This is a genomic window from Methylobacterium crusticola, assembly GCF_003574465.1.
GTDB lineage: Bacteria > Pseudomonadota > Alphaproteobacteria > Rhizobiales > Beijerinckiaceae > Methylobacterium > Methylobacterium crusticola.
The window spans coordinates 1-25469 of sequence record NZ_QOWC01000123.1; the positions used below are offsets into that span (position 1 = coordinate 1).

The 25469-nt window shown below is 73.8% G+C and carries 25 protein-coding genes; 6 read left to right on the forward strand and 19 right to left on the reverse strand.

Features of this window, described 5'->3' with window-relative positions; genetic code table 11:
* Positions 1 to 299: 299 nt before the first annotated feature.
* The gene (locus tag DT057_RS24550; RefSeq protein ID WP_128564728.1) at positions 300 to 2357 is read left to right on the forward strand and encodes a M3 family metallopeptidase; all 2058 of its coding nucleotides are present in this window, start codon (positions 300 to 302) and stop codon (positions 2355 to 2357) included.
* Between the two features lie 79 nt (positions 2358 to 2436).
* Positions 2437 to 3303 carry a hypothetical protein gene (locus tag DT057_RS24555; RefSeq protein ID WP_128564729.1) on the forward strand — a complete coding sequence of 289 codons (867 nt, stop codon included), beginning with the start codon at positions 2437 to 2439 and terminating at the stop codon, positions 3301 to 3303.
* 27 nt (positions 3304 to 3330) lie between these two features.
* Here DT057_RS24555 and DT057_RS24560 read toward each other — a convergent pair whose 3' ends face one another.
* The 17 genes from DT057_RS24560 to DT057_RS24635 all read right to left on the reverse strand — a co-directional run bounded on the left by DT057_RS24560 (position 3331) and on the right by DT057_RS24635 (position 17980).
* Positions 3331 to 3525, reverse strand: coding sequence for a hypothetical protein (locus tag DT057_RS24560; RefSeq protein ID WP_128564730.1), 195 nt, complete (start codon positions 3523 to 3525; stop codon positions 3331 to 3333).
* A gap of 266 nt (positions 3526 to 3791) precedes the next feature.
* On the reverse strand, positions 3792 to 4688 hold the full coding sequence (locus tag DT057_RS24565; RefSeq protein WP_128564731.1) for an SMP-30/gluconolactonase/LRE family protein: 897 nt from the start codon (positions 4686 to 4688) through the stop codon (positions 3792 to 3794).
* A gap of 308 nt (positions 4689 to 4996) precedes the next feature.
* Positions 4997 to 5896, reverse strand: a complete 900-nt coding sequence (locus tag DT057_RS24570; RefSeq protein WP_128564732.1) for an NAD(P)/FAD-dependent oxidoreductase — start codon at positions 5894 to 5896, stop codon at positions 4997 to 4999.
* Between the two features lie 174 nt (positions 5897 to 6070).
* Positions 6071 to 6409, reverse strand: a complete 339-nt coding sequence (grxD, locus tag DT057_RS24575) for a Grx4 family monothiol glutaredoxin (protein WP_128564733.1) — start codon at positions 6407 to 6409, stop codon at positions 6071 to 6073.
* 292 nt (positions 6410 to 6701) lie between these two features.
* The gene (locus tag DT057_RS24580) at positions 6702 to 6938 is read right to left on the reverse strand and encodes a BolA family protein (RefSeq protein ID WP_128564734.1); all 237 of its coding nucleotides are present in this window, start codon (positions 6936 to 6938) and stop codon (positions 6702 to 6704) included.
* A gap of 18 nt (positions 6939 to 6956) precedes the next feature.
* Positions 6957 to 9182, reverse strand: a complete 2226-nt coding sequence (gene purL, locus DT057_RS24585; protein WP_128564735.1) for a phosphoribosylformylglycinamidine synthase subunit PurL — start codon at positions 9180 to 9182, stop codon at positions 6957 to 6959.
* A gap of 45 nt (positions 9183 to 9227) precedes the next feature.
* Positions 9228 to 10454: a PepSY-associated TM helix domain-containing protein gene (locus DT057_RS24590; protein ID WP_238313631.1), complete on the reverse strand. Its 1227-nt coding sequence runs from the start codon at positions 10452 to 10454 to the stop codon at positions 9228 to 9230.
* Positions 10455 to 10664: 210 nt separating this feature from the next.
* Positions 10665 to 11123 carry a lysozyme inhibitor LprI family protein gene (locus DT057_RS24595; RefSeq protein WP_128564736.1) on the reverse strand — a complete coding sequence of 153 codons (459 nt, stop codon included), beginning with the start codon at positions 11121 to 11123 and terminating at the stop codon, positions 10665 to 10667.
* Between the two features lie 134 nt (positions 11124 to 11257).
* Positions 11258 to 11515: a hypothetical protein gene (locus DT057_RS24600; protein ID WP_238313656.1), complete on the reverse strand. Its 258-nt coding sequence runs from the start codon at positions 11513 to 11515 to the stop codon at positions 11258 to 11260.
* A 127-nt stretch (positions 11516 to 11642) separates the two neighbouring features.
* On the reverse strand, positions 11643 to 12008 hold the full coding sequence (locus DT057_RS35610; protein ID WP_162501493.1) for a 4-fold beta flower protein: 366 nt from the start codon (positions 12006 to 12008) through the stop codon (positions 11643 to 11645).
* A gap of 144 nt (positions 12009 to 12152) precedes the next feature.
* On the reverse strand, positions 12153 to 12386 hold the full coding sequence (locus DT057_RS24605) for a hypothetical protein (RefSeq protein ID WP_128564737.1): 234 nt from the start codon (positions 12384 to 12386) through the stop codon (positions 12153 to 12155).
* Entirely contained in the window at positions 12377 to 12658 is a 282-nt protein-coding gene (locus DT057_RS24610) for a hypothetical protein (RefSeq protein WP_238313629.1), read from the reverse strand. The genes DT057_RS24605 and DT057_RS24610 overlap by 10 nt, the downstream gene beginning before the upstream one ends.
* A 331-nt stretch (positions 12659 to 12989) precedes the next feature.
* Positions 12990 to 14057 (reverse strand): DUF3616 domain-containing protein, encoded by a 1068-nt coding sequence (locus DT057_RS24615; RefSeq protein WP_128564738.1) that lies wholly within the window; start codon positions 14055 to 14057, stop codon positions 12990 to 12992.
* 143 nt (positions 14058 to 14200) lie between these two features.
* Positions 14201 to 14452, reverse strand: coding sequence for a molybdopterin converting factor subunit 1 (gene moaD / locus DT057_RS24620; protein WP_128564739.1), 252 nt, complete (start codon positions 14450 to 14452; stop codon positions 14201 to 14203).
* Positions 14449 to 15051: a CDP-diacylglycerol--glycerol-3-phosphate 3-phosphatidyltransferase gene (gene pgsA, locus DT057_RS24625; protein ID WP_128564750.1), complete on the reverse strand. Its 603-nt coding sequence runs from the start codon at positions 15049 to 15051 to the stop codon at positions 14449 to 14451. The genes moaD and pgsA overlap by 4 nt, the downstream gene beginning before the upstream one ends.
* Before the next feature lie 61 nt (positions 15052 to 15112).
* Positions 15113 to 17170, reverse strand: coding sequence for an excinuclease ABC subunit UvrC (uvrC, locus tag DT057_RS24630; RefSeq protein WP_128564740.1), 2058 nt, complete (start codon positions 17168 to 17170; stop codon positions 15113 to 15115).
* A 96-nt stretch (positions 17171 to 17266) separates the two neighbouring features.
* Positions 17267 to 17980 carry a chemotaxis protein gene (locus DT057_RS24635; RefSeq protein WP_128564741.1) on the reverse strand — a complete coding sequence of 238 codons (714 nt, stop codon included), beginning with the start codon at positions 17978 to 17980 and terminating at the stop codon, positions 17267 to 17269.
* A gap of 281 nt (positions 17981 to 18261) precedes the next feature.
* Here DT057_RS24635 and DT057_RS24640 point away from each other — a divergent pair, with 281 nt between their 5' ends.
* Complete coding sequence (locus DT057_RS24640; protein WP_128564742.1) at positions 18262 to 19062, forward strand: L,D-transpeptidase; 801 nt, start codon at positions 18262 to 18264, stop codon at positions 19060 to 19062.
* Between the two features lie 165 nt (positions 19063 to 19227).
* Here DT057_RS24640 and DT057_RS24645 read toward each other — a convergent pair whose 3' ends face one another.
* Complete coding sequence (locus DT057_RS24645; RefSeq protein ID WP_128564743.1) at positions 19228 to 20004, reverse strand: DUF2076 domain-containing protein; 777 nt, start codon at positions 20002 to 20004, stop codon at positions 19228 to 19230.
* A 275-nt stretch (positions 20005 to 20279) separates the two neighbouring features.
* Here DT057_RS24645 and DT057_RS24650 point away from each other — a divergent pair, with 275 nt between their 5' ends.
* Positions 20280 to 22454 carry a malate synthase G gene (locus DT057_RS24650; RefSeq protein WP_128564744.1) on the forward strand — a complete coding sequence of 725 codons (2175 nt, stop codon included), beginning with the start codon at positions 20280 to 20282 and terminating at the stop codon, positions 22452 to 22454.
* Between the two features lie 225 nt (positions 22455 to 22679).
* Here the strand turns inward: DT057_RS24650 and DT057_RS24655 are convergent, their stop codons facing one another.
* Entirely contained in the window at positions 22680 to 23549 is an 870-nt protein-coding gene (locus DT057_RS24655; RefSeq protein WP_128564745.1) for an outer membrane protein, read from the reverse strand.
* Positions 23550 to 23773: 224 nt separating this feature from the next.
* Between DT057_RS24655 and DT057_RS24660 the strand changes: the two genes are divergently transcribed.
* Entirely contained in the window at positions 23774 to 24025 is a 252-nt protein-coding gene (locus DT057_RS24660; protein ID WP_128564746.1) for a hypothetical protein, read from the forward strand.
* A gap of 238 nt (positions 24026 to 24263) precedes the next feature.
* Positions 24264 to 25469 (forward strand): DEAD/DEAH box helicase (locus tag DT057_RS24665; RefSeq protein WP_162501494.1); only part of this gene is annotated, 1206 nt, incomplete at its 3' end.

The window sequence follows — 25469 nt, forward strand, 5'->3', positions numbered from 1 at the left end:
CGGCGCCCGGCGCCGGTCCCGCCGGCACGTCGGCCGGGCGCTCGGGCGGCAGCGGCACCTGCGCGCCGGCCGGCAGGGCCGCGAGGACGAGGCCCGCGGCGAACAGGAACCGGACCGGCATCGCGCTTCCCACCCCCTCGCGGCCTCGCTCGCGACCTCAACGGCCCGCCAAGCGTGACCGTTCCATTCCATCCGGCCCGTCGGCGCCCGGCCGTCGGGCCGGCCCCGCGCCCGCTTGCGCGCCCGGCCCCGAGGGCTATCGTCGCGCCATGCCCCCCAATCCGACAGAGAGCACCAGCATGAGCGCCGTCACGGCGGAGCACGCGGCCGATCCCTTCGCGGAGCCGGTCTGGACCACGCCCCACGCCCTGCCGCCGTTCGAGCGGATCACCCCCGCGCATTTCGAGCCGGCCTTCGACCGGGCGCTCGCCCGGCACGTGGAGGAGATCGACGCCATCGCGGGCAACCCCGCGCCGGCGAGCTTCGCCAACACGGTGGAGGCCCTGGAACTGTCCGGCGAGGCCCTGCGGCGCGTCGCCTCGACGTTCTTCAACCTGACGGGCAGCCACACCAACCCGGAGCTCCAGGCGGTGGAGCGGGCCATGGCGCCGCGGCTGGCGCGCCATCGCAGCGCGCTCTTCCTCAATCCCGACCTCTGGGCGCGGGTCTCGGCCGTGGGCGAGGACGGCCTGTCGGGCGAGCAGGCGCGGGTGCTCGAGCGCTACCGCACGCTCTTCCGCCGCGCCGGCGCGGACCTCGCGCCGCCCGCCAAGGAGCGGCTCGCCGCGATCGCGGCGCGGCTCGCCGCGCTCGGCACCCAGTTCAGCCAGAACCTGCTCGCCGACGAGAGCGCCTTCACGCTGGTGCTCGAGAGCGAGGAGGACCTCGCCGGCCTGCCGCCGTTCCTGCGGGCCGCCGCCGCGCGGGCCGCGGAGGAGCGCGGGATGCCGGGCCGGCACGTCGTGACCCTGTCGCGCTCCCTCATCGACCCGTTCCTGGTCTTCTCGACCCGCCGCGACCTGCGCGAGCGCGCCTACACGGCCTGGATCCGCCGGGGCGAGAACGGCGGCGAGACCGACAACCGCGCGATCATCGCCGAGACCATGCGGCTGCGGGCCGAGCGGGCGCGCCTCCTCGGCTACGCCACCTTCGCGGCGTTCAAGCTCGCCGACACCATGGCGGGCAGCCCCGACGCCGCCCTGACGCTCCTGCGCGACGTCTGGGCCCCGGCCCGGCGGCGCGCCGGCGAGGAGCGCGACCGGCTCCAGGCCATGATCCGGGAGGAGGGCGGCAGCTTCGCCCTCGCGCCCTGGGACTGGCGCCACTACGCCGAGCGGCTGCGGCGCCGGGAGCACGCCCTCGACGAGGGCGAGATCAAGCCGTACCTGCCCCTCGAGGGAGTGATCGCCGCGGCCTTCGACACCGCGCAGCGCCTGTTCGGGCTCTCGTTCTCGGAGCTGCCGGAGGTCCCGCGCTACCATCCGGACGTGCGGGCCTTCGCGGTCAGCGACCGGGACGGCCGCACGGTCGGGCTCTTCCTCGGCGACTACTTCGCGCGGCCGAGCAAGCGCTCGGGCGCCTGGATGAGCGCCTTCCGGTCGCAGGAGCGGCTCTCCGGCGAGATCACGCCGATCATCGTCAACGTGATGAACTTCGCCCGGGGCGGGGAGGGCGAGCCGTCGCTGCTCTCCTTCGACGACGCCCGCACGCTGTTCCACGAGTTCGGCCACGCCCTGCACGGCCTCCTGTCGAACGTCACCTACCCGCTGCTCGCCGGCACCGCGGTGGCGGGCGACTTCGTGGAGCTGCCCTCGCAGCTCTACGAGCACTGGCTCGAGCAGCCCGAGGTGCTGCGCGCCCACGCCCGCCACTACAAGACCGGCGCCCCGATGCCGGAGGACCTCCTGCAGCGCCTCCTCGGCGCCCGCACCTTCAACCAGGGCTTCGCCACCATCGAGTACGCGGCCTCGGCCATCGTCGACCTCGACCTGCACCTGTCGGGCGAGGCCGAGGCGGGGCTCGACGTGCCGGCCTTCGAGGCCGAGTCCCTCAGGCGCATCGGCATGCCGTCCGAGATCGCCATGCGGCACCGCTCGCCCCACTTCGCGCACATCTTCGCGGGCGAGGGCTACGCGGCGGGGTACTACAGCTACCTCTGGTCCGAGGTCCTGGACGCCGACGCCTTCGACGCGTTCCGGGAGGCCGGGGACATCTTCGACCCCGACACCGCCGCGCGCCTGCGGGAATACGTCTACGGGGCCGGCAACCTGCGGGACGCGCGGGCGGCCTACACGGCCTTCCGCGGGCGCCTGCCGAGCATCGCGCCCCTCCTGAGGAAGCGGGGTCTCGCCGCCTGAGCGGCGGGCCGCGCACGCTAACTTTTCGGTAAACAAACATCGTTACCGAAAGCTTCCTGGTTTCGAGGAAGCGCGCGTCATGCAGGATCAGAAGGACGGGGCCGGCGCACCGGCCAACGCGGCGGCGCCCGGCGCCGCGGCGCTGCTGAAGGACGCGGTGGCGGCGGCCCGGGCGGCTGCGCCGGCGCGCCGGGCCTTCCGGCTGCGGCTGAAGCCCCCGGTGATCGCCGGGCTGCTCGGGGCGCTCTGCCTCGGCGCCTTCGGGGGCGGGGCGGCGGCGGCGCTGTTCGGCAGGCATCCCGGGCCGGCGCAGCCGGCGGTCTCGCGGGCCGAGTGGAAGACCCTCGCGGCCCGGATCGAGGCCGGCAGTTCCGACGCGGCCCGCCTCGTCACCGACGTGAAGCTCCTGCGCGACCGCTCCGCGGAGGCCCACGAGGCGTCCGAGCGCGGCCGGACGGAGGCGGGGGCGCGCCTCGGCCAGATCGCCGAGCGCCTCGAACGCCTTCAGCGCCTGGAGACGGAGCTCGGCGGCAAGGTCGCGGCCCTGGGCGAGCGCCTCGACCACGCCGACCGCGAGCAGGCCGCCCGCCTGGCGGCGCTCGCTGACAGGCTGGAGAAGCGGCCCGCTCCGGCCCAGGGCCCCGCGCCCGTCGCGGCCCTGCCGGCGCCCAAGCCCGTCGCGGCGGCCGAGCCCGCCCTGACCGGCAGCCTGCCGGACCGGCCCGAGGCGAAGGCGAGGCCCGCCGCTCCCGGCACCATCGAGGGCTGGGTGCTGCGCGACGTCTACGACGGCGTGGCGATGATCGAGAACCGCAACCGGCGGCTCCTCGAGATCAGCCCGGGCGATTCGCTGCCCGGCGCCGGCCGGATCGAGGCGATCGAGCGCCGCGGCAGGACCTGGGTCGTCGTGACGAGCAAGGGATTGATCACCACGCAGGCGTGGTAGCGGGGCGCGGGCCCCGCTCGGCGGCCGTCAGGCGCCCTGGGCGGCCTGGGCCGGCAGCACGGCCGCCGCGGCCGGCTTCACGGGCACGGCGAAGCCCCCGGCGCAGCGCCGGCGCCCGCGGGACCGGGCGTCGCTCCGCGCCGCCTTGCTGGGATGAAGGATCTCGGCCAGACGGGCGAGGCCGTCCGCGTCGTCGAGATGCCTTGCGTCGAAATCGGACATGACGTTCCCCCGGACCCGCGGCCCGTGGTTGGTGGGATACGCAAACTCACGCTTGAGACTCAATAACGGCGAGCGATTCGGACAGTTCCGCTTCCGAGGTGGCGACGCAAGAAAAAGTTGTCGCCACACTTCGAAAGGCGGTGCCAGCTTCGTTCGCCGGTTTCAAAGGTGCTAATGCGATCCGCGAACCAGCGATGTGCGGCACCGCACGCGGATTCGATGGTGCGGCGCAGTCTTGCGCGGCTCAGCTTGCCCGGCGTTCCGGCTCAGCTTGCGTCGGAGACCGCCTCCGGGTCGAAGTGGCGGGGCGGCAGGCCGCGGATGCCGATCTCGAGCGCGAACAGGTGGCCGGCCATCGGGTCGAGGGTCGGGTCGCGCCCGCGCCGGCAGGTGGTGATGTAGAGCGTCGTCAGGTCGGGCCCGCCGAAGGTGCACTTGGTGACGAGGGCGGTCGGCACCGGCAGGATGCGCTCGATGCGGCCGTCCGGCGCGAAGCGCGTGATGCGCGAGCCGCCGTAATGGCAGACCCAGACGTGGTCCTCGGCGTCGATGGTCATCCCGTCCGGCTTGCCCCAGCCCTCCTCGAAGCGGACGAAGGGCTCCGGCGCGCCGGGGCGGCCGTCCTCCAGGGCGTGGACGCGGATCACGCCGCCCGCGGTGTCGGTGGTGTAGAGCCGGCGCCCGTCGGGCCCGACGACCGGGCCGTTGGTGACGGAACTGCGCCCGCCGAAGGCGTCGAGGCGCCGCCCGTCCCAGCGATAGAAGGTGCCGGTCGCCTCCGCCTCGGCGTCGTCCATGCTGCCGAAGTAGACGGCGCCGTCGTGCCCGACCTGTCCGCCGTTGAGGCGGTTGCCCGGGCGGTCGGGCTCGACGCGCAGGAGGTCCCTCCGCGTCCCGTCCGCCAGGCGCAAGGTGGCGAGGCCCGACTTGAAGCCGGCCACGACCACGCCGGGATCCGGCGTCAGGAGGACGAAGCCGAGCTTCTCGGGGAGCGCGAGGCGGCGGGTCTCGCCGCTCCCGGGCGCCAGGGACCAGACCGCCGGGTCCTCGATGTCGACCCACAGGAGCGTGCCGGTGCGGGCGTCCCAGATCGCCTCCTCGCCGAGCGTGCAGCCGCAGGCGACGGCGACGCGGGGTGTCTCGGGATGAACGGTCGGAGCCATGGGGCCTCTCGGGTCGTCCGCGCCGGGTGCCGGGCCGCGCCCGGGCGCCGCCGGACGCGCGGCGCCCGGGGGACGCGGATCCATGCGGGCAACGCCGCAACCGGCGATCCCGTTGCCCGCCGGCGGTGCCCGATCCGGCTCCGGAGGGCCACCCGGGGCCGGGCGCCCCGGCCGTGGAGGGCGCCTCAACCGCGGGGCAGGCGGGCCGATCGCGCCGTCCGGATCCGTTCGCGCGCGGGGCTCCCGCCCCGCCCGGGGCCCGGCGCCGCGCTACGGCCGAGCTACGGGCCCGCCGCCGGCCTGCCGCCTCAGCGGGTGTCCTCGCGCAGGAGCTCGGTGTTGATCGCGAAGGCCGCCATGGCGCCCTCGGCGGCGGCCACGATGGCGAGTTGCACCCGGCGGGAAGCGTCGCCGGCCACGAAGAGGCCCGGGACGTTCGTCTGCTCGTAGTCGCGGGTCGGCACGGTGCCCTTCGCGGTGAGCTCGCAGCCGAGGCGCGCGACCAGGCGGGAGGGCTCGCAGGCGGCCGGGGTGAAGAACAGGGCCGCGCAGGCCACGCTGTCGCCGTCGCGCAGGCGCACCCGCGCCAAGCGGCCGTCCTCCCCCTCGAGGCGGGCGACGGCGCGCTCCTCCAGGCGGATCCCAAGGCGCTCCAGCCGGCCCCGATCCTCCGGCGTGAGGTCGTCGGCCGGCCCGTCGGTGCAGAGGGTGAGGTCGCGGCTCCAGGCGGTGAGCTCGAGGGCGAGGCCCTTGGCGGCGGCGGCTGGGCCGTAGATTGCCACGGGCCGGTCGCGGTTCTCGTAGCCGTCGCAGTAGGGACAGTGGTGGACGCCGCGGCCCCAGAACTCGGAGAAGCCCTCGAGCGCCGGCAGCTCGGTCCGCAGGCCGGTCGCGAGCACGAGGCGCCGCGCGCGCTCGCGGCGCCCGTCGGCGAGGACGACCGCGAAGCCGTCCTCCTCCCGGGCGGCGTCGACCACGTCGCCCGCCCGCAGCTCCACCGTCTCGTAGCGCGCCAGCTCCTCGTGGGCGAGCGCCCGCAGGTCGCCCGGGGGGCAGCCGTCGCGGCTGAGGAAGCCGTTCATGTGCTGGGTCACGGCGTTGCGGGGATGCCCCGCGTCGACGAGCAGCACGGCGCGCCGGCACCGCCCGAGGATGAGGGCGGCGCTCAGGCCCGCGGGCCCGCCGCCGACGATGATGACGTCACGCATGGAGTTCCGCCGCTGCCGCACCCTCGCGGGTAGACGCGCGGACACCGCGCGGGTTCGCCCACGGCGCGAAAAAGGGCGCGCCCGCCCGCACCGCGCGCACCGCCAGCCTCGCGCGGCGCTCCTCACGAGCGCCGCGCGACGGGGCTCAGGCCGCCGCGGTGCTGGCGACGGGGCTCAGGCCGCCGCGGTGCTGGTGGCGATGCCGTTCTCGGTCAGGAGCTGCTGCAGCTCGCCGGACTGGAACATCTCGCGGGCGATGTCGCAGCCGCCCACGAACTCGCCCTTGACGTAGATCTGCGGGATCGTCGGCCACTTGGAATAGGCCTTGATGCCCTCGCGGATCTCCATGTCCTCCAGCACGTTCACGCCCTTGAAGGGCACGCCCAGGTAGTTGAGGATCTGGGTCACCTGGCCCGAGAAGCCGCACATCGGGAATTGCGGCGTGCCCTTCATGAACACCACCACGTCCTGCGACTTGATCTCGGTCTCGATGCGGGTGTTGACGTCGGTCATGTCTGATCATCCTGATCGGGGAGCGGGAATTGTGGGCGACGCCGCGCCGCCTCGTCCAGCGAGGCGGCGCGGCGAACGGGGCTCGTCCCGGCGCCGCAGGGCGTCGCCGGGGATTGCTCGAGCGTGAGGGGCGGGGCCTCGGGCGGCCCCGGTGCGGACGCCGCCGGCGGCGCGGGGCGACGCGCGGGGCGGGTCCGGACCATGTCGCGCCGCGGGCGGGGCCCGGCCCGGGAGACGACGTCCTCGTCGTGGAGCGTGGTCTGGTCCATGGGCCGGCTCGCCGCGCATGCCCTCAATCCTGCGGGACGCCCGTCGTCAGCGCAAGCGCGTGCAGCACGCCGCCCATGCGGCCCTGGAGGGCGCCGTAGACCATCTGGTGCTGCTGCACCCGCGACTTCCCCCGGAAGGCGGCCGAGGTCACGGTGGCGGCGTAGTGGTCGCCGTCCCCCGCGAGGTCGCGGATCTCGATCTGGGCGTCGGGCAGCGCCTCGCGGATCATCGCCTCGATCTCGCGCGCGTCCATCGGCATGGAATCGTCTCCTTCGGCTCAGGCCGCCGCGTCCGCGGCCGGGCCCGCCATGTAGCGCGGCAGCCACCCCTCGTGGGCCGCGCGCAGGTCCGCCACCGATATGGTCTCGTCGCCTGGCAGGGTCAACGAATCGGCCCCCGTGACGCCGATCACGGCCGCGTCGATGCCCTGGGCGCTCGCGCTGTAGAGGAGGTCCGCCACGGTGTCGGCCTCCACGGCCAGCAGGTAGCGGGCCTGGTCCTCGCCGAACAGGTAGGCGTGGCAGGGGATCGGGAGCGGGCACTCGGGCAGCACGGCGCCGATGCCGCCCGCCATCGCCATCTCGGCGAGCGCCACCGCGAGGCCGCCGTCCGAGAGGTCGTGCACGGTGTCGACGAGGCCCGCGGCGACGAGCCCGCGCACGAAGTCGCCGTTCTTGCGCTCCGCCGCCAGGTCGACGGGCGGGGGCGCGCCCTCCTCGCGGCCGCAGAGCGCGGCGAGGTAGACGGATTGCCCGAGCCAGCCCTGCGTCGCGCCGATGAGCACCAGGGCGTCGCCCTCGCGCTTGAGGCCGAGCGTCGCGATCCTGCGCACGTCGTCGACGACGCCGACGCCGCCGATGGTCGGGGTCGGCAGGATGCCGACGCCCTCGGTCTCGTTGTAGAGCGAGACGTTGCCGGACACGACCGGGAAGTCGAGGGCGCGGCAGGCCTCGCCGATGCCCTGGATGCAGCCGACGAGCTGCCCCATCACCTCGGGCTTCTCGGGGTTGCCGAAGTTCAGGTTGTCGGTGACGGCGAGGGGCCGGCCGCCGACCGCCGTGATGTTGCGCCAGGCCTCCGCCACCGCCTGGCGGCCGCCCGCCACCGGGTCGGCCTCGCAGTAGCGCGGCGTCACGTCCGTGGTGAGGGCGAGGCCCTTGGGCCCGTCCTCGACCCGCACCACCGCGGCGTCGCCCCCGGGCTTGGCCACCGTGTTGCCGAGGATGAAGTGGTCGTACTGCTCCCAGACCCAGCGCTTCGACGCGAGGTCGGGCGAGCCGACGAGCGCCTTCAGGGCGTCGACATTGCGCATCGGCGCCGGCACGGCCTCGGCGGCGAGCACCGGGTGGTGCGCGTTCGAGCGGTGGGGCCGGTCGTAGAGCGGGGCCTCGTCGCCGAGCTCCTTGATGGGCAGGTCGGCCACGGTCTCGCCCCCGTGCCGGATGACGAAGCGCAGGGTGTCGGTGGTGTGCCCGATGATCGCGAAATCGAGGCCCCACCTGACGAAGATCGCCTCGGCCTCCCGCTCCATGCCGGGCTTCAGCACCATCAGCATGCGCTCCTGGCTCTCGGAGAGCATCATCTCGTAGGCGCTCATGCCGGGCTCGCGGGTCGGCACCGCGTCGAGGTTCAGCTCCACCCCGAGGTTGCCCTTGGCGCCCATCTCCACGGCCGAGCAGGTCAGGCCCGCCGCGCCCATGTCCTGGATCGCGATCACGGCGCCCGACGCCATCAGCTCCAGGCAGGCCTCGAGCAGGAGCTTCTCGGCGAAGGGATCGCCGACCTGCACGGTCGGGCGCTTCTCCTCGGAGGAGGCGTCGAAGGCCGCCGACGCCATGGTGGCGCCGTGGATGCCGTCGCGCCCGGTCTTGGAGCCGAGGTAGACGATCGGATTGCCCACCCCGGTCGCGGCGGCGTAGAAGATCGCGTCCGTGCGGGCGAGGCCCACCGCCATGGCGTTGACCAGGATGTTGCCGTCGTAGCGGGGGTGGAAGCCGACCGCGCCGCCCACCGTCGGCACCCCGAAGGAGTTGCCGTAGCCGCCGATGCCCGCCACCACACCGGAGACGAGGTGGCGCGTGCGGGGATGGTCGGGCGAGCCGAACCGCAGGGCGTTGAGGGCCGCGATCGGGCGGGCGCCCATGGTGAAGACGTCGCGCAGGATGCCGCCCACGCCCGTCGCCGCGCCCTGGTAGGGCTCGATGAAGCTCGGGTGGTTGTGGCTCTCCATCTTGAAGACGCAGGCGAGCCCGTCGCCGATGTCGATGACGCCGGCATTCTCGCCCGGGCCCTGGATCACCCACGGCCCCTGGGTCGGCAGCGTCCTCAGGTGCAGGCGCGACGACTTGTAGGAGCAGTGCTCGTTCCACATCGCCGAGACGATGCCGAGCTCGGTGAGGGTCGGCTCGCGCCCGATCAGCCCGACGAAGCGCCGGTACTCGTCCTCGGTCAGGCCGTGCTGGCGCACGAGGTCGGGCGTGATGGAGACGTCGTTGCGGATCATGCGGCACCCTCTGCGGCGGTCGGCGCGGCCCTGCCGACCGTGCGCTTAATGCCTCAGGGGACCGGAAGGCAACTCGCGGGCCTGCTCCCGCGGCGGGCGCGCCGCGCGCACCGCGGCGCGCCGGCGGCCGCGGCGGCGCCCGAGGTAGAGCAGCAGGCCCGTCACGCCGAAGAGCGGCATCGCCAGGGCGGCCAGCATGAACAGGAGGGTGCCGGGCAGGCCGAAGAAGCGGCCCTCGTGCAGGGCGAGCACGCTGCCGGTCAGGCGCTCGCCCAGGGCGCGCGCCGCGTAGAGGTCCCGGGACTCGACGGTGCCGTCGGCCCGGATGCGCCACTCGTCGCGGGCCTGGCGGTGCGGCGCGTCGGGGGCGACCGCGCGGATCCGGATGGCGGGCCCGGCCTCGCGGGGGGGCACCAGGAGGGCCTCGGCGTAGCGGTCCCCCGTCGCCGCCACGAAGGCCGCGAAGGCGGGGTCGAGGGGGACGGCCGCGCCGTGCCCGCCCTCCCGCCGCCCCGGCGGGCGCTCGGCCCCCGGGTTTCCCTCGGCCCCCGGGCTTGCCTCGGCGCGCGGCGGCTCCTCGGCGCGGGGGATGCGGCCGGTGAGGAGGTAGCTCGCGCCGTCGCGGTACCAGCCGTAGGACCACCACAGCCCGGTGAGCGCGATCGTCAGGTAGACGAGCAGCACCCAGGTGCCGGCGACGACGTGCAGCGACCAGTAGAGCGGCCGGCCGGGGCGCGAGAGGGCGGGCTTGAGCCAGACCCGCCAGTCGCCGGCCCGCCGCGGCCAGCGCAGGTAGAGGCCCGAGAGCGCGAGGTACAGGAGGGCGAGGAGGCAGGCGCCCGTGATCGGGCGCCCGTAGCCGTTGCCGTCGCCGGGCAGCGTCAGCCAGCGGTGCAGGCGCAGGACGACCCCGAACGCGGCCTCGCCGCGCGCCGGCCCGAGCACGCGCCCGTCGTAGGGATCGACGTAGGTCGATTCGCGTCGCCCGCCGCCCTCGAGCGCGAAGCGGACGCGGGCGGCCCGGTCCGGCTCCCCCGACAGCGTCAGGAGGGCGACGCGCCGGCCGGGCGCGGCCTCCCGGACCCGCGCCAGGAGCGCGTCCGGCGTGAGCCGGGGCTCCGCCCGGGGCGCCACCGTGACGATCCCGGGGCTGAGGACCGCCATGATCTCGTCCGCGAAGGTCAGCATCGCCCCCGTGACGCCGAGCACCATGAGGACGATTCCCGCGGTCAGGCCGAGGAACCAGTGGAGTTGGAACAGGGCGCGCTTCACGGGGGCGGGAGCTCTCTCGGTGGGGCGTGGCGCGTCGGCGCGGCTGCCGGCCGCGGCCTGCCGCGGCCCCGCGACGGCATCCCGCGGCGCCGGCCGGGGACCGGTCGTCCGACGGGCGCGCGCCGCCCGGGCGACTAACCCGCGACATCACCCTGCGTCAACGGCGCAGTCCCGCCCGGCGGGACGCGGGCCCGGTCCGTTCACGTCCGGTCAGCCCCGGATCTCGTTGATGCGCGCGACGAGGTGCCGGATCCTGCACATCGAGGCGAACTGCCCGGCGTTCGAGCCGCCGTGATAGTCATAATCGTACATGCTGTCGCAGTGCAGCCTGTCGTACTCTTCCCAGGCCTTCTGGGCCGCCAGGAACGCCTTCCTCCAGCTGTCGGCGTCCTCGCGGCCGGCGAGGCTGCCCGGGCTCGGGGCCCGGCTGCCCACCGCGTCGATCGCCGCGACCTTGCGGGCGACCTCGGCCTTCAGCCGGGCGCCGAGATCCTTCGCGGCGTCGTCGAGGCAGGCGCCCTTCTGGTACTCGGCCAGCCGGCCGCCGGTGCACTTCCTCAGGATGGCCGCCGCCGACACGGCCTCGGCCGGGGCGTAGGGCTCCTCGGCGGCGCCCGCCGCGCAGCCCGCGGCGAGGGTTCCCACGAGGACGAGAGCGATCACCCGCATGGCCTGACGGTTCCGGACGGCAACAGGAAGCGCCGGGGCGGCGCCGGCCCGAGCTTAACCCATCGCGCGCCGGCCGCCAGCGCCCGGCGCCCGCCTGGCAGCGAAGCCGCGCCTGGCGGCAAAGCCGCGCCGGGTCAGATCGTCTCGTAGGCGAACAGGACTGCGATCAGCGACAGGCTGATCAGGCCGAGCACGAAGCACAGGTCGGCGATCCGCTCCAGCCGGCCGCCCATCTCGGCGCCGGTGGCGCCGCGCATGGCGAGGTAGGAGGTGAGCGCGCTCGCCAGGAACAGCAGGGCGGCCAGGCCGGCATACTCGTCCACGTGGCTCGGCCCGATGCGGTCCTCGACCACCTTCACGAGGCCGATGAGCGTGGTGCAGATGCCCACCATGGTGCCGGCCGCGGGCAGGATGTGGAGGGACAGCCCCTCGGCCGCCCGCCGGCGGCGCGGCGGCGTCGCGGCGCGCTCTACGTCCGCGCCGGCCGCCCGGCCCGGGGCCGCGGGCCCGGACGGGCGGTCAGCCCGCGAGCCAGGCACCGAAATCCAGCTGCGACCAGCCGCCGCCCGGCGTCGCGGGAAACAGCGGCCGCCTCGGCGCGATCGGGCGCATCGGCGTCATCGGCCGCGCGGGCCGCATCGGCCGCGCGGGGGCGATCGGGGCGCTGCGTCCCCCGACGGCCCGCGCCGGGCTCCAGGCCACGGGCCGCCCGGACCGGTCCATGCAGGTCGTGCCGTCGACGGGCCCGAGCCAGGCGTCCGTCTCGCTCGACCAGGCGTGATCGCCCGCAATGTAGGCGACGTACGCCATCTGGTTGTCCCAGATGGCCTTGCCGACCGTGATCCAGCCGACGAGGTCGCAACTGGCCGAGAACAGCGGTTCCATGAGGCGAGCCCCCGCACGCGGCGTCCCGACCTTACCTTAAGGGTCATTTCACGAGGCGTCACACGATTTGCGGGCCGGCACGACGCGCCAGCGCGGTCGCCGGCGGGGCACGGAACGCCGGGAGGCGCCGGTCCCGAGCCCCGCTCAGACGATCCTGAGACCCTCGCGCGCGAGATGGTCCGGCACGCCCCGGCGCACCAGGCGGTCCCGCCGCGCCTGCCGGCTGAGCCAGGCCGCGTGGGCGCTCGCCGCGTCCACCACCGGTTGCGTCCACCATTCCAGCCAGGCGAGCTGCACCGCCCAGCCCAGGAGCGCGACCTGCCCGGCGAGTTGCTGCGAGGCCGTGAGCACCCGGTGGACCTGCTCGTCTAGCTGCACGGGTGGGCGGCTCCGATCACGTGGGCCGCCGGGATCGCCGCGACTGGCAGCGCCTCCGGCGGATTGTAGGGCCGGTTGTAGCAGCGGCAGACCGCGAACCAGAACGCCTCGCGGTCCTCGGCGTCGAGCCGGCCGAGGCACTGGTTGAGGGCGGTCTCTCCGGCCGCCGCGTAGGCTTGCTGCTGGTCGGCGCTGAGCTTCTCCGCGGCGTCGATGTCTTCGCTCGTAGAGATCGTGCGTCTGATTTCGGGTCCATCTTGGCTAAGTATCACTGCGCGGGATCGCTCGTGCCCGTCCACGAGAGCATGAAGTCCGGCCACGGTACAGCTCCGCATCGAGAGATGACTAAGACTGAACGTCAAAGGCCGCGCTTCGATCCCGCAATGCGTCAAAGTTGTCAGGCCGCGCGGCGCGGACGGCCGAGCCCGGCGCGACCGACGGGGCGCTCGGCGCGCGCTGGGAGGCGTCAGGCCCGGGACGGCCGGCGGCGCATGACCTTCTCCGGGGAGAATGCCGTCCGCGCCCGGGCGGGCGCCCGGCGGGCAGGCGCGCGATCCGCTCGCCCCGGGAAGGAGGCCCTGGCGCGTCGACGCCCGCGGGGCTTCAGCGCAGGTCGAGGACGACGCTGCGGAAGCGCCGCTGGCGCTTGGCGTCCTCGCACTTCTGGTCCTTGCTGCCGTCCTTGAGCACCGCGTCCCCGTCGTCGCTGAGGACCTGCACGCGGTCGCCGGCGGCGTTCGGCAGCACGGCCTCCGGCTGGAAGTCCGGGATCGCCGCGAAGGCCGCCGCGGCGCCGGGCACCCGGGTCGGGGCCGCGCCGGCCTCGCCCGACCAGCGGTAGAGGTCGAAGGGCTCGCCGCCCCCGCCGGAGGGACCCGCGACGACGTAGTAGGACTTCGCGGCCGGCACGTAGGCGATGTCGCGAATGCCCCGCCCCTTGAGGTCGAGGGTGACGGGGGCGCCGAGCCGCGGCGCCGCGCCGCTCGCCACGACCTCGCCCGGGTTCTCGAACGCCACCACCATGGCGTCGCCGTCCGGCGACAGGGGGTTGCGCAGGCCGATCCACAGCGACGCGCCGTCGGGCCGGGCCGCCAGGCCCTCGATGTTGAAGCCCTTGCGCTTCGGGTCGAGGTCCTCCTGCTCCTTCGCCTCGAGGCCGATGCGCTCGGAGAGCAGGGGGCCGAGGGCCGCGAAGGCCTTGTGCAGGCCGTGATAGGCCGCGCCCTTGGGATCGAGGGCGAGTTCGTCGCGGCCCGCGCCCGTGACCGTGATGGCGGCGAGCTGCGAGCGCGACGGGCTGAGCTTGCCGCCCTTGCGGCGGCTGTGCGAGCCGATCAGGAAGAGGTCGTTGCCGAGCCAGGCCGCGCCCTCGAAATCGGCCTTCTTGTCGTCGTCGTCCTGCTGGAGCCCGAGATGCTTGCCGAGGTCGGCCCGCTTGAGGGCGAGCGCCGCGCCGCTCTCGTCGGCCTTGTAGAGCCGGACCACGTTGTTCTCGTCGTCCACGACGAGGAAGCGGTCGCCGAAGCTGTTGGGCGGGTACGGTACCGCGCCGGACGCCTCGCAGGTGCCCCAGTGGTACAGGACCGGTCCGACCTTGACCTGCTGCGCGGGCGCCGCCGTGGCCGCCAGGCAGAGCGCGAGCGCGGAGACCGGCATCGTCAGGCGTGCCATCTGCTTCCTCCCCTTTGCGGGAGGATCATGACGACGGGCCGGAAAACAGGGAAGGCCCCGGCGGGGAAAATTCCCGTGAACTCCCCCTGGGTATATGCGGCGGCGATCGGGCGGTCCGGGGCCGGCGCCGGGCCGGGGGGGCCTCACCCCCCGGTCATGGGGGGGAAGAACGCCACCTCGCCCGCCCCGGCGAGCGGCGTGTCGGGCTTGGCGTGGACCCGGTCGACGGCGGCCCGGACCACGCCCTCGGTCTCGAACGCGGAGGCGTATTCCTCGCCCCGCGCCCTGAGCCAGCCCACGAGGTCGCCGACCGTGGCCACCTCGGGCGGCAGGTCGAGACTCTCCTCCGGGCGGCCGATCCGCTCCCGGACCCAGGCGAAGTAGACGAGCTTCATGGCGTATCGTCGTCGATCACGTGGCGGATGCCGGAGCGCATGTAGTCCCAGCCGGTGTAGAGGGTCAGGGCGGCGGCGAGCCACAGCAGGACGAGGCCGACCGTGCCGGTGCCGGCGAGCACCCGCTCCCCCGCCGGGCCGGCGATCAGGAAGCCGAGGGCGACGAGCTGCACGCCGGTCTTCCACTTGGCGACCCGGCTCACCGGCACGCCGACCTTGAGCTCCGCGAGGTACTCCCGCAGGCCCGAGACCAGGATCTCCCGGCACAGGATCACGATGGCGGCCCAGAGCGACCAGCCGGGAATCGAGCCGTCGGCGCACAGCATCAAGAGGCAGGCCGCCACCAGGAGCTTGTCGGCGATGGGGTCGAGCATCCGGCCGAGGGCCGAGCTCTGGGCGTAGGTGCGGGCGACGTAGCCGTCGAGGTAGTCGGTGATGGCCGCGACCACGAACACCGCGAGGGCGAGCCAGCGGGCGGTCTCGTCCTGCGGCCAGAACAGCAGCGCCACCACCACGGGCACCGCGACCAGGCGGCCGTAGGTGAGGAGGTTGGCGAGGTTCAGGGCCGTCGACCGGCGCCGGGGCAGGACCACGTTCATCGCCGGGGGTGAAACCACGCGGGGGGAGGGCCCGTCAACCGCGCCGTCGTCATGGTGCGGCTCACGGGGCGGCATGGAAGAAGTCGTAGACCGCCCGGGCGGTGGCGGCATTCACCCCCGGGGTCCTGGCGAGGTCCTCCAGCGCGGCGCGCTGGATCGCCTTCACGGTCCCGAAATGGTGCAGGAGCGCGCGCTTGCGCGTCGGGCCGATGCCCGGGATCTCGTCGAGGGGGTTGCGGACCATCTCGCGCTTGCGCTTGGCGCGGTGCGCCCCGATGGCGAAGCGGTGGGCCTCGTCGCGCAGGCGCTGCACGAAGTAGAGCGTGGGATCCCGCGGCGGCAGCCGGAACGGCGCCTGGCCGGGCACGAAGAAGGTCTCGCGCCCGGCATCGCGGTCGCGGCCCTTGGCGATGCCCACCAGGGGGACGTCCGAGACGCCGGCCTGCGCGAGCGCCGCCCGCGCCGCGTCGAGCTGGCCCCGGCCGCCGTCGATGAGCACGAGGTCGGGCCAGGCCGGGAACGCCTCGGCGTCCGGGTCGGCGCCCGCGGGCTCGGGCGGCATCCCGGGGGAGATTCCGGCCGCCCCCGGGGCGTCGCCTTCCCGGGCGGGCGCCCGGGGCGCCTCCCTGACGAGCCGCGCGAAGCGGCGCTGGAGCACCTCGCGCATCATGCCGTAATCGTCGCCGGGCTTCACCTCCTCGGACTTGATCGTGAAGGTGCGGTAGTGGGTCTTCATGAAGCCCGAGGGCCCGGCGACGATCATGGCGCCGACCGCGTTCGTGCCCATGATGTGCGAGTTGTCGTAGACCTCGATCCGGCGGGGCGCCCGCGCCAGCCCGAACGAGGCCCCGAGGGCCGCCAGGAGCTTGCCCTGCGAGGCGGTGTCGGCGAGGCGCCGGGCGAGGGCCTCGCGGGCGTTGCGGGCCGCGTACTCGACGAGGCCGCGGCGCTCGCCGCGCCGGGGCGAGTGGATCTCGACCCGGGTGTCGCCCTTGGTCGAGAGCGCGGCCGCGAGGAGCTCGGCATCCTCGATCTCGTGCGAGGCGAGCACCAGCCGCGGCGCCGGCTTGTCGTCGTAGAACTGGGCCAGGAACGAGGCCAGCACCTCCGAGGGGCTCATGCTGCGGTCGGCCTTCGGGAAGTAGGCCCGGTTGCCCCAGTTCTGCCAGTTGCGGAAGAAGAACACCTCGATGCAGAACTGCCCCGCCTGCTCGTCCAGGGCGAAGACGTCCGCCTCCTCGATCCCCTGCGTGTTGACGCCCTGCACGCCCTGGATGGCGGCGAGGGCCGCGATGCGGTCGCGGTAGCGCGCCGCCTTCTCGAACTCCCACGCGTCGGAGGCGGCCTGCATCTCGGCGGCCATCCGCTCCTTCACGGCGTTGGACTTGCCCGACAGGAAGCCGTTGGCCTCCGCGGCCAGCCCGGCGTAGTCGTCGGGCGCGATCTCCCCGGTGCAGGGGCCCGAGCAGCGCTTGATCTGGTAGAGCAGGCAGGGCCGGGTGCGGTTCTCGTAGTAGCTGTCCGAGCAGGAGCGCAGCAGGAAGGCGCGCTGGAGGGCGTTCACCGTGCGGTTCACCGCCCAGACGCTGGCGAAGGGACCGTAATAGTGGCCGGCCCGGCGCCGGGCGCCCCGGTGCTTGACGAGCTGGGGGGCGGGCCCGTCGGCGGTGAGCAGGATGTAGGGCAGGGACTTGTCGTCCCGCATCAGCACGTTGAAGCGGGGCTTGAGCTGCTTGATCAGGTTGGCTTCGAGGAGGAGGGCCTCGGTCTCCGTCGCCGTGGTGACGAACTCCATCGAGGCCGTCTCGGCGATCATCCGGACGATGCGGTTGGTGTGCCCCTGGCCCCGGGCGTAGGAGCCGACCCGGTTCTTCAGGTTCTTGGCCTTGCCGACGTAGAGCACGTCTCCCTTGGCATCGAGCATCCGGTAGACGCCGGGCGCGCTCGGCAGGGTGGCCCAGAAGCGGCGGATCACCGCGGTGCCGGCCTGGACGAGGCCGGCGCCGGCGTCGAGGTCGAAATCGATCTCGGGCGAGGCGTCGAGGGCATCCACCGCCTCGTCGTCCTCGAGGGCGTCGAGGGCGTCGGGCGGCACGTCGGTCCCGGGGGTGCGGCTCATGGGCGGGATGTAAGGGGCCGCGCCGCCGGAGGAAAGGTGCCGCAGTGGGCGAAGCCCGCGGGAGCGGCCATCCCGGGCCGGCGGCCGGCGCGGCCGTCAGTCGAACAGGGCGTCGATGTCGGTCTGGTCGACGTGGCCGGGATCCTCGGCGAGCTTCGGGCCGTTGAGCAGGCTGCTCTCGTCGTCGACGTCGACCCCGCCGCCCTCGCCGATGAGGTCCTTGAAGGCGTCGAGCCCGCCCCAGGCGTCGATCATCCGGTCGATATGGTCCTCGACGAACTTCAGGACGCTGACGATCTTGCTGATGCGCTGGCCGGTCAGGTCCTGGAAGTTGCAGGCCTCGTACAGCACCACGGTGCGCTCGAGGATCGCGTCGACGCCGGAGCGGTCCTTGAGGGCGCTGTTCGCGCGCAGGGCCGTGGCCTGGGTCTCGATGTCCTCGACGGCCGCCAGGATCGTCGTGGTGGCGCGCTCCGTGGCGTCGACCACGGCGTCGAGCTCGCCGGCGGCCCGGCGCACGCCCTTGCCGTCGTAGTCCTGGCGGTGCAGCACCGCGATCTCGTGCTTCGTCCGGCCGATCGCCGCCTTCATCACGTCGAGCTCGTGCTTGAGCCCGTACACCTCGGTGATCTCCCGCCGGCAGGCCTCGATCACGTCGCCGGTCGTCGTCTGGGTCAGGCGCTTCAGCTCGTTGACCGTGGCGAGGATCTCGGAGATCCGGTCGTCGGCGGCGGGCGGAGGTGCTGCCGTCTCGACGCAAGCGTAGGCGACGCCGAGACTGTCTTCGATGCGGAAGCGCTTGTTCTTCATGGTGCCTGGAGAGCCTGCAACCGCGGCCGCGTCGCACGGCCAACCCGTTGCAATGTCGCCGACATTGATTGCGATTTGCTGAATGCCCGGGGCGCTCCGGCCGGATGGGCCGCGACGAGTGAGGAAGGATTCACGCTACCGGCGAATTCACGATTCGCACCAAGGCTTTAGCGAAATCCTCACCACGTTTCTTCACGGCGCCGGTCCCGGCCCCGTGGTTCTCCTGGCCGGAAGGAGCGGGCGGCGCGCCGGCGCCGCCGGGAACCAGGGGAGCGTGTGGGATGGACGTGCGCGGGGTGGGGCTGGCCGCATTCGTCGCGGTACTTGCCGGGACCGGGCCGGGGCTGGCGCAGGGCGCCGCCGGGAGCCCGGCCCCTGGCGCCTACGGGGGCGGCTTCATCGAGTTCCTGATGACCGGGCGCGACGCGTCCGCGGTGGCCCGGCCGCTGCGCCCCGCGCCGGTGGCGCCGGACGGCACGCTGCTCGCACGGGCCGGCGCGCCGGCCCGCCCCGGCCTGCGCTCGGGCGACCTCGTGACGACCGGCTGGGCGCCCGACCCGATGGTCGCGGCGCGCCCGCAGACGCGCCTGGCCGCGCTCCCGGAGGCCGCCGAGGCCGAGGGCCTCGCCCGCGCGCCGGATCCCCGCTTCGCCCGCCAGGAGGTCGCCTACGATGGCGGCCAGCGGCCCGGGACCGTGGTGATCGACACCCCGTCGCGCTTCCTCTACCTCGTCCAGCCCGGCGGGCGGGCGATCCGCTACGGCATCGGCGTCGGCCGCCCGGGCTTCTCCTGGTCGGGCCTGAAGACCGTGAGCATGAAGCGGGAATGGCCGGACTGGACGCCGCCGGCGGAGATGCTCCGCCGCCGTCCCGACCTGCCGCGGCACATGGAGGGCGGGCCGGCGAACCCGCTCGGCGCGCGGGCGCTCTACCTCGGCTCGTCGCTCTACCGCATCCACGGCACCAACGAGCCGCACACGATCGGCCAGTCCGTCTCCTCCGGCTGCATCCGGATGATGAACCAGGACGTGGTCGACCTCTACGAGCGCGTCCCCGTCGGAGCCACCGTCATGGTGCTGTAGCGGCGGGGCGCGCGGCCGCGCACCGCCACTGCTCTCGACCGGCGCGCGGCCGGCGCCGCGGTGGCGGGGGACCGCCCCCCTCCGGAGCGGACCGCCCCCGGCCGGCCGCGGGACGATCCCGCCGCGGGACGGGCCGCGGCGGGGGTGAGCGGGCGAGGGGTCGGCTCAGACCCAGTCGTCGTCCCCGCCGCCGCCGTCGCCGCTGTCGAAGGAGGCGTCCTGGTAGTCGCCGCCGCCGCTGCCGCCGAGAGGCGCGCCGAAATCCTCGCCGCCCTGCGGGGCGTCGGAGCCGAAGTAGTTGTTCTCCACCACCGTGCCGCCGGCGGCTCCCGCCCCGCCAAGGCCGCCGCCGAGGCTGCCGAGCGAGGAGTGGCCGCCCGCGAAGGCGTTGCTGAGCGCGCTGCCGAGCAGCATGCCGCCCGCCGCGCCGGCCGCCATCGGGAGCGCCGTGGCCAGGAAGCCGCCGCCGCGCTGCGGGGCCGCCTGCTGGCCGGCCCAGGGGCCGCCCTGCTGGGGCGGGTAGCCGGGAGGAGCGCCGGGGGGACCGCCGTAGCCCGGCTGCCCACCGTAGCCGGGCTGGCCGCCGCCGTAGCCGGGCTGGCCGCCCTGACCCTGGCCGCCCCAGGCGCCCGGACGGGGCTGGGGCTCGGGCCGGCCGCCGCCGCCGAAGATGCTGGAGAAGAAGCCGCCGCCGCCCGAGCCCTGGCCGGCCCCGCCCTGCGTGCGCTGTATCTCGGTCCGGGCCTGCTCGAGCTGCTGGTTGAGGCTCTTGATCGCCTCCTCCTGGACGTAGATGAGCTGCGCCAGGGCGTAGGGTGCGTAGGGCTGGGCGCGGATCTTGTCGGCGATGAAGCGCTCCGCGTCGGCATCGCGGGGCTGCTGCGCGGCCTGCTCCAGACGCTGGAATATGCCGTTGATGACGTCGCGTTCTTCGCTGTTCATGGAGCCGTACTCCTCTGGACACCGGCGGGCGGACCCGGCCCGGCCTCACGGAGATGGGAGGAGGCCGCCGGTTTGTCACCGGGCAGTCCTCCGGGTTTTGCGCGATTTCCGTGCCGGGCCGGATTACGTTTTGGTCACGTGGGTTCATCCCTCGGCCCGTCCCCGGCCCGGGGCGGCGGGGCGGCCCCGGCGCGCGCGCGACGCCTTTCTGGCACTGCAATCGCCTGTTAAGGACGGCGCGCGGCGCGGGACGGGCTGGCCGCCGGGAGGATGAGATGGATCGCAAGACGGTCGGTGGCGTGTCGGTCGCGCAGGTGCTCCACGATTTCGTGGTCGGGGAGGCGCTGCCGGGCACCGGGGTCTCGCCCGAGGTGTTCTGGGGGGGCCTGGGCGCGATCGTCCGCGACCTCGCGCCGAGGAACCGGGCGCTCCTCGCCAAGCGCGACGCGATCCAGGACCGCATCGACGCCTACCACCGGGAGCAGGCCGGCCGGCCCCTCGACCCGGCCGGCTACGAGGCCTTCCTGCGCGAGATCGGCTACCTGCTGCCCGATCCGGGACCGGTGACGGTCAGGACCGAGAACGTCGACGACGAGATCGCCACGATCGCCGGGCCCCAGCTCGTGGTGCCGGTCTCGAACGCGCGCTACGCCCTCAACGCCGCCAACGCCCGCTGGGGCTCGCTCTACGACGCCTTCTACGGCACCGACGCGGTCTCGGAGGAGGGGGGCGCCACGCGGGGCGGCGGCTACAACCGCACCCGGGGCGCCCGGGTGGTGACCCGCGCCCGCGCCTTCCTGGACCGCACGGTGCCCCTCGCGGGCGGGCGCCACGCCGACGTCGTCACCTACGCGGTGGAGGACGGCCGGCTCGTCGGCAACATGAACACCGGCGACACGATCCCGCTCGCCCGGCCCGGGGCCTTCGCGGGCTACCGCGGGCGCGCCGGCAGCCCCTCGGCCCTGCTCCTGCGCCACAACGGGCTGCACGTCGAGATCGTCCTCGACCGCACTCACCGCATCGGCCGCTTCGACGCTTCGGGCGTCGCCGACATCCAGCTGGAATCGGCGGTCAGCACCATCATGGACCTGGAGGATTCCGTCGCCGCGGTGGATGCCGAGGACAAGGTCGCGGTCTACCGCAACTGGCTCGGCCTGATGAACGGCACGCTCTCGGCCGACGTCCGGAAGGACGGCCGGACCTTCGAGCGCCGGCTCAACCCGGACCGGCACTACACGGCGCCGGGCGGCGGCGAGGTCACGGTGGCCGGGCGCTCCCTGATGCTGGTGCGCAACGTCGGCCACCACATGCTCACGGACGCGGTGCTGGACGGGAGCGGCGCAGAGATCCCCGAGGGGATGCTCGACGCCGCCGTGACCGCCATGATCGCGATCCACGACCTCAAGGGCGAGTCGGGCTTCCGCAACAGCCGCAAGGGCTCCGTCTACATCGTCAAGCCCAAGATGCACGGCCCCGAGGAGGTCGCCTTCGCGGTCGAGCTGTTCGGCCGGGTCGAGGCGATGCTGGGGCTCGAGCGCAACGCCCTCAAGATGGGGATCATGGACGAGGAGCGCCGCACCACGGTGAACCTCGCCGCCTGCATCAAGGCCGCCGAGGAGCGGGTGGTGTTCATCAACACCGGCTTCCTCGACCGCACCGGCGACGAGATCCACACCGCAATGGAGGCGGGGCCGGTCATCCGCAAGAACGACATGAAGGCGACGCCCTGGATCAAGGGCTACGAGGAGAACAACGTCGACGTGGGCCTCGCCTGCGGGCTCCTCGGCCGGGCGCAGATCGGCAAGGGCATGTGGGCCGCCCCCGACGCGATGGCCGACATGCTGATGCAGAAGGGCGCCCACCCGAAGGCCGGGGCCAGCACGGCCTGGGTGCCCTCGCCGACCGCGGCGACGCTCCACGCCCTGCACTACCACGAGACCGACGTGAAGGCCCGCCAGGAGGAGCTGGCGCGCCGGCCGCGCTCGGCCCTTTCGGAGATCCTCCAGATCCCGCTCGCCCGCTCGAACTTCGCGCCCGACGACGTGCAGCAGGAGCTCGACAACAACGCCCAGAGCATCCTCGGCTACGTCGTGCGCTGGATCGACCAGGGCGTCGGCTGCTCGAAGGTGCCCGACATCCACGACGTCGGGCTGATGGAGGACCGGGCCACCCTGCGCATCTCGTCCCAGCACATCGCCAACTGGCTCCACCACGGCGTCGTGGACGAGGCGCGGGTGATGGAGACGATGAAGCGCATGGCGAAGGTGGTCGACCGCCAGAACGCCGGCGACCCGCTCTACCGTGCCATGGCGCCGGATTTCGACGGCCCCGCCTTCCGGGCCGCCTGCGACCTGGTGCTCAAGGGCCGGGTGCAGCCGAACGGCTACACCGAGTGGGTGCTCCACGCCCGCCGCCGCGAGGCCAAGGCCGCCGGCGCCCCCGCCGGGTAGGCCCGCGGGGGCGCGGGGCCCGGGGGCGGCCCCCGGGCCAGGCGAGGCGGCCGGCGCCGGCCGCCCGGGCCCAGACCCGGGACGCGGGAGCGCGAAAACGAGAAAGCCCGGCCTCGCGGCCGGGCTTCCGATCGGGGTTCTGCTTTGTTTGCGGGACCGGGCGGGGGGAAGCGCCGCCCGGGCCGGATCGCGCGGGACCGGACCCGGCCCCGCGCGCTCGGCGTCCTAGTAGGTGCCGAACTTGTAGTTGAGGCCGGCGCGGACGACGGCGAACTCGGTGTCGCGGCGGGTCTGTCCGGCGCTGACCACGACCACGCCCGGGCTCGAGGTGGAGATGATGGCGCCGGCGTTGTTGACCGCGAAGGCGCCGTTGAGGCCGGTGCCGCGGTCGAGGTTCACGTACAGGCCTTCGACCTTCACCGTCACGGCGTTGGAGCGGAAGAAGTTCAGGAAGGAGTCGGTGGGCAGGGCGTACTCGACGCCGCCGCCGACGGTCCAGCCGGTCTGGAAGTCGTCGTTGGAGCGGTTGGGCAGGCCGAACTCGCGCCCGCCGCCGCTGCCGTACGCGAAGCCGCCGGTGGCGTACACCAGGGTGCGATCCCAGGCGTAGCCGAGACGGCCGCGCACGGTGCCGAAGAAGTCGAGGCCCGAGAGGCCGTTGGGGTTGAAGATCTGCTGGGCGGCCAGCGGGCCGGTGGCCAGGAAGCGGTTGCGGTCGCGGCCGAAGTCGACGTACTGCGCGTCGGCCTCGATGCCGACCACGAAGCCCGAGCCCGGCGTGAACTGGTAGTTGTAGCCGATCTGGCCGCCGCCCACGAACCCGTCGGTGCTGTTGCGGCCGCCGAACGCGATCACCTGCGAGGTGCCCGGAGCGACGAGGCCGGTGGCCGGGCCGACGCCGATCACGGTGGCGCGGTTGTTGTTGTCGCTGGCGTCAAAGCCGTAGCCGGCGTTGAAACCGGCGTAGAACCCCGTCCAGGTGAAGACCGGGACCGGCGTGAACACCGGGGGCGCCGCGCGGCGGGGCAGATCGGCCGCCGAGGCGGCGACGGTCAGGCCCGCGAGGGCCACGGTGGCAAGGAGGCTCGTCTTCATTTCTCACTGGTCCTGGTTGGCGGTAGCCGGCGCGGTTCTATCCCCGGTCGATCGTCCGGTCTGTCGCTTTCCTGCAACAAGACAATGGATTACCCCCGGACCCGTCAACGAAAGATGAAGATGGAATCGCCGGGATCAAAAAAATCGACGCTTCGCTGGTCACTTAGCGTTAACCATGCTGTCGCAGGATGAATGCCAGCACATCAACCGAGGACGCTCCCCGCATGACACCGGCCGGCCGCGCCCCGCACGCTCGCTCGCTGCTCTCGCGGACGTGGAAGGTTGCCGCGCTGCTCGTCGTCACGTCCCTCGGGGCCACGCAATACATGGCCGAGCGGAGCCGGCCCGCGGCCGCCCCGCGCTTCTCCGCGACCGCGGGCCTGCGCGCGCCCGTCGAGCCGGAGGTGACCGGCTCGCTCGGACCGGCCGCCGCACAGGTGCGGCTCGACCCTTGCGCGGCGCCGCGTCGCCCCTGAGGAGCGCCCGCCCGGCGCTTTCCGGCGGCACAAGCACCCGCCAGCACTTGACAAACGGCCGTGCATCAGGCGTGTCCTGCGGGCGGTCGCGCACCCTCGCGATGCCGCAGTGGCACGAACGTCCCACGCGGCGCATCCGGCGCGGGACAGGGTGTGGAACCACTTTGCATCCGAGCCGCTGCGGCACCGGATTTCCCCGCGCCGGCCGGTTTGCCCGCGCGCAACGGTTCTCTTCAGAATGTCATTCGCCGAACTGGGTTTAAGCGACAAGGTCCTGCAGGCCGTCACGGCGGCGGGCTACACCACGCCGACCCCGATCCAAGCCCAAGCCATCCCGCACGTGCTCGCCCGCCGCGACGTCCTGGGCGTCGCCCAGACCGGCACCGGCAAGACCGCGGCCTTCACGCTGCCGATGCTGACCCGCCTCGAGCAGGGCCGGGCGCGGGCGCGCATGCCGCGCACGCTCGTCCTCGAACCCACGCGCGAGCTCGCCGCGCAGGTGGTCGAGAACTTCGAGCGCTACGGCAGCAACCACAAGCTCAACGTGGCGCTCCTCATCGGCGGCGTCTCGTTCGCCGACCAGGACGTCAAGATCACCCGCGGCGTCGACGTGCTGATCGCGACCCCGGGCCGGCTGCTCGACCACATCGAGCGCGGCAAGCTGCTGCTCACCGGCGTCGAGCTGCTCGTCATCGACGAGGCCGACCGCATGCTCGACATGGGGTTCATCCCGGACATCGAGCGCATCGTGAAGCTGGTGCCGTTCACGCGCCAGACGCTGTTCTTCTCCGCCACCATGCCGCCCGAGATCCAGCGGCTGGCGGACGACTTCCTGCACAACCCGGTCCGGATCGAGGTCGCCCGCCCGGCCTCCACGGCGGCGACGATCGAGCAGCGCCTCGTCGCGACCGGCCCAGAGGGGCACCAGAAGCGCAAGACCCTGCGCAAGCTGATCCGCGGCGCCGAGGAGCTGCGCAACGCCCTCGTGTTCTGCAACCGCAAGCGGGACGTCGCGCAGCTCCAGAAGTCCCTGGCGACCCACGGCTTCAACGTCGCGGCCCTGCACGGCGACATGGACCAGCGCGCCCGCATGGCCGCGCTCGACGCGTTCCGCTCCGGCGAGACGCCCCTGCTGGTGGCGAGCGACGTCGCGGCCCGGGGCCTCGACATCCCGGCAGTGAGCCACGTCTTCAACTTCGACGTGCCGCATCACGCCGAGGACTACGTCCACCGCATCGGCCGCACCGGCCGGGCCGGGCGCAGCGGCAGGGCCCTGACGCTGGTCGGGCGCGGCGACGAGAAGTCCCTCGCCGCCATCGAGACCCTCATCGGCCAGCCGATCGCCTGGCTCGACGGCGACCTGTCCGCCCTGCCCGACGAGGAGCCGGGGGAGACCCGCGAGCGGCGCGGCCGCGGCGGCCGCGAGCGCGGCGAGGCCGGCGCC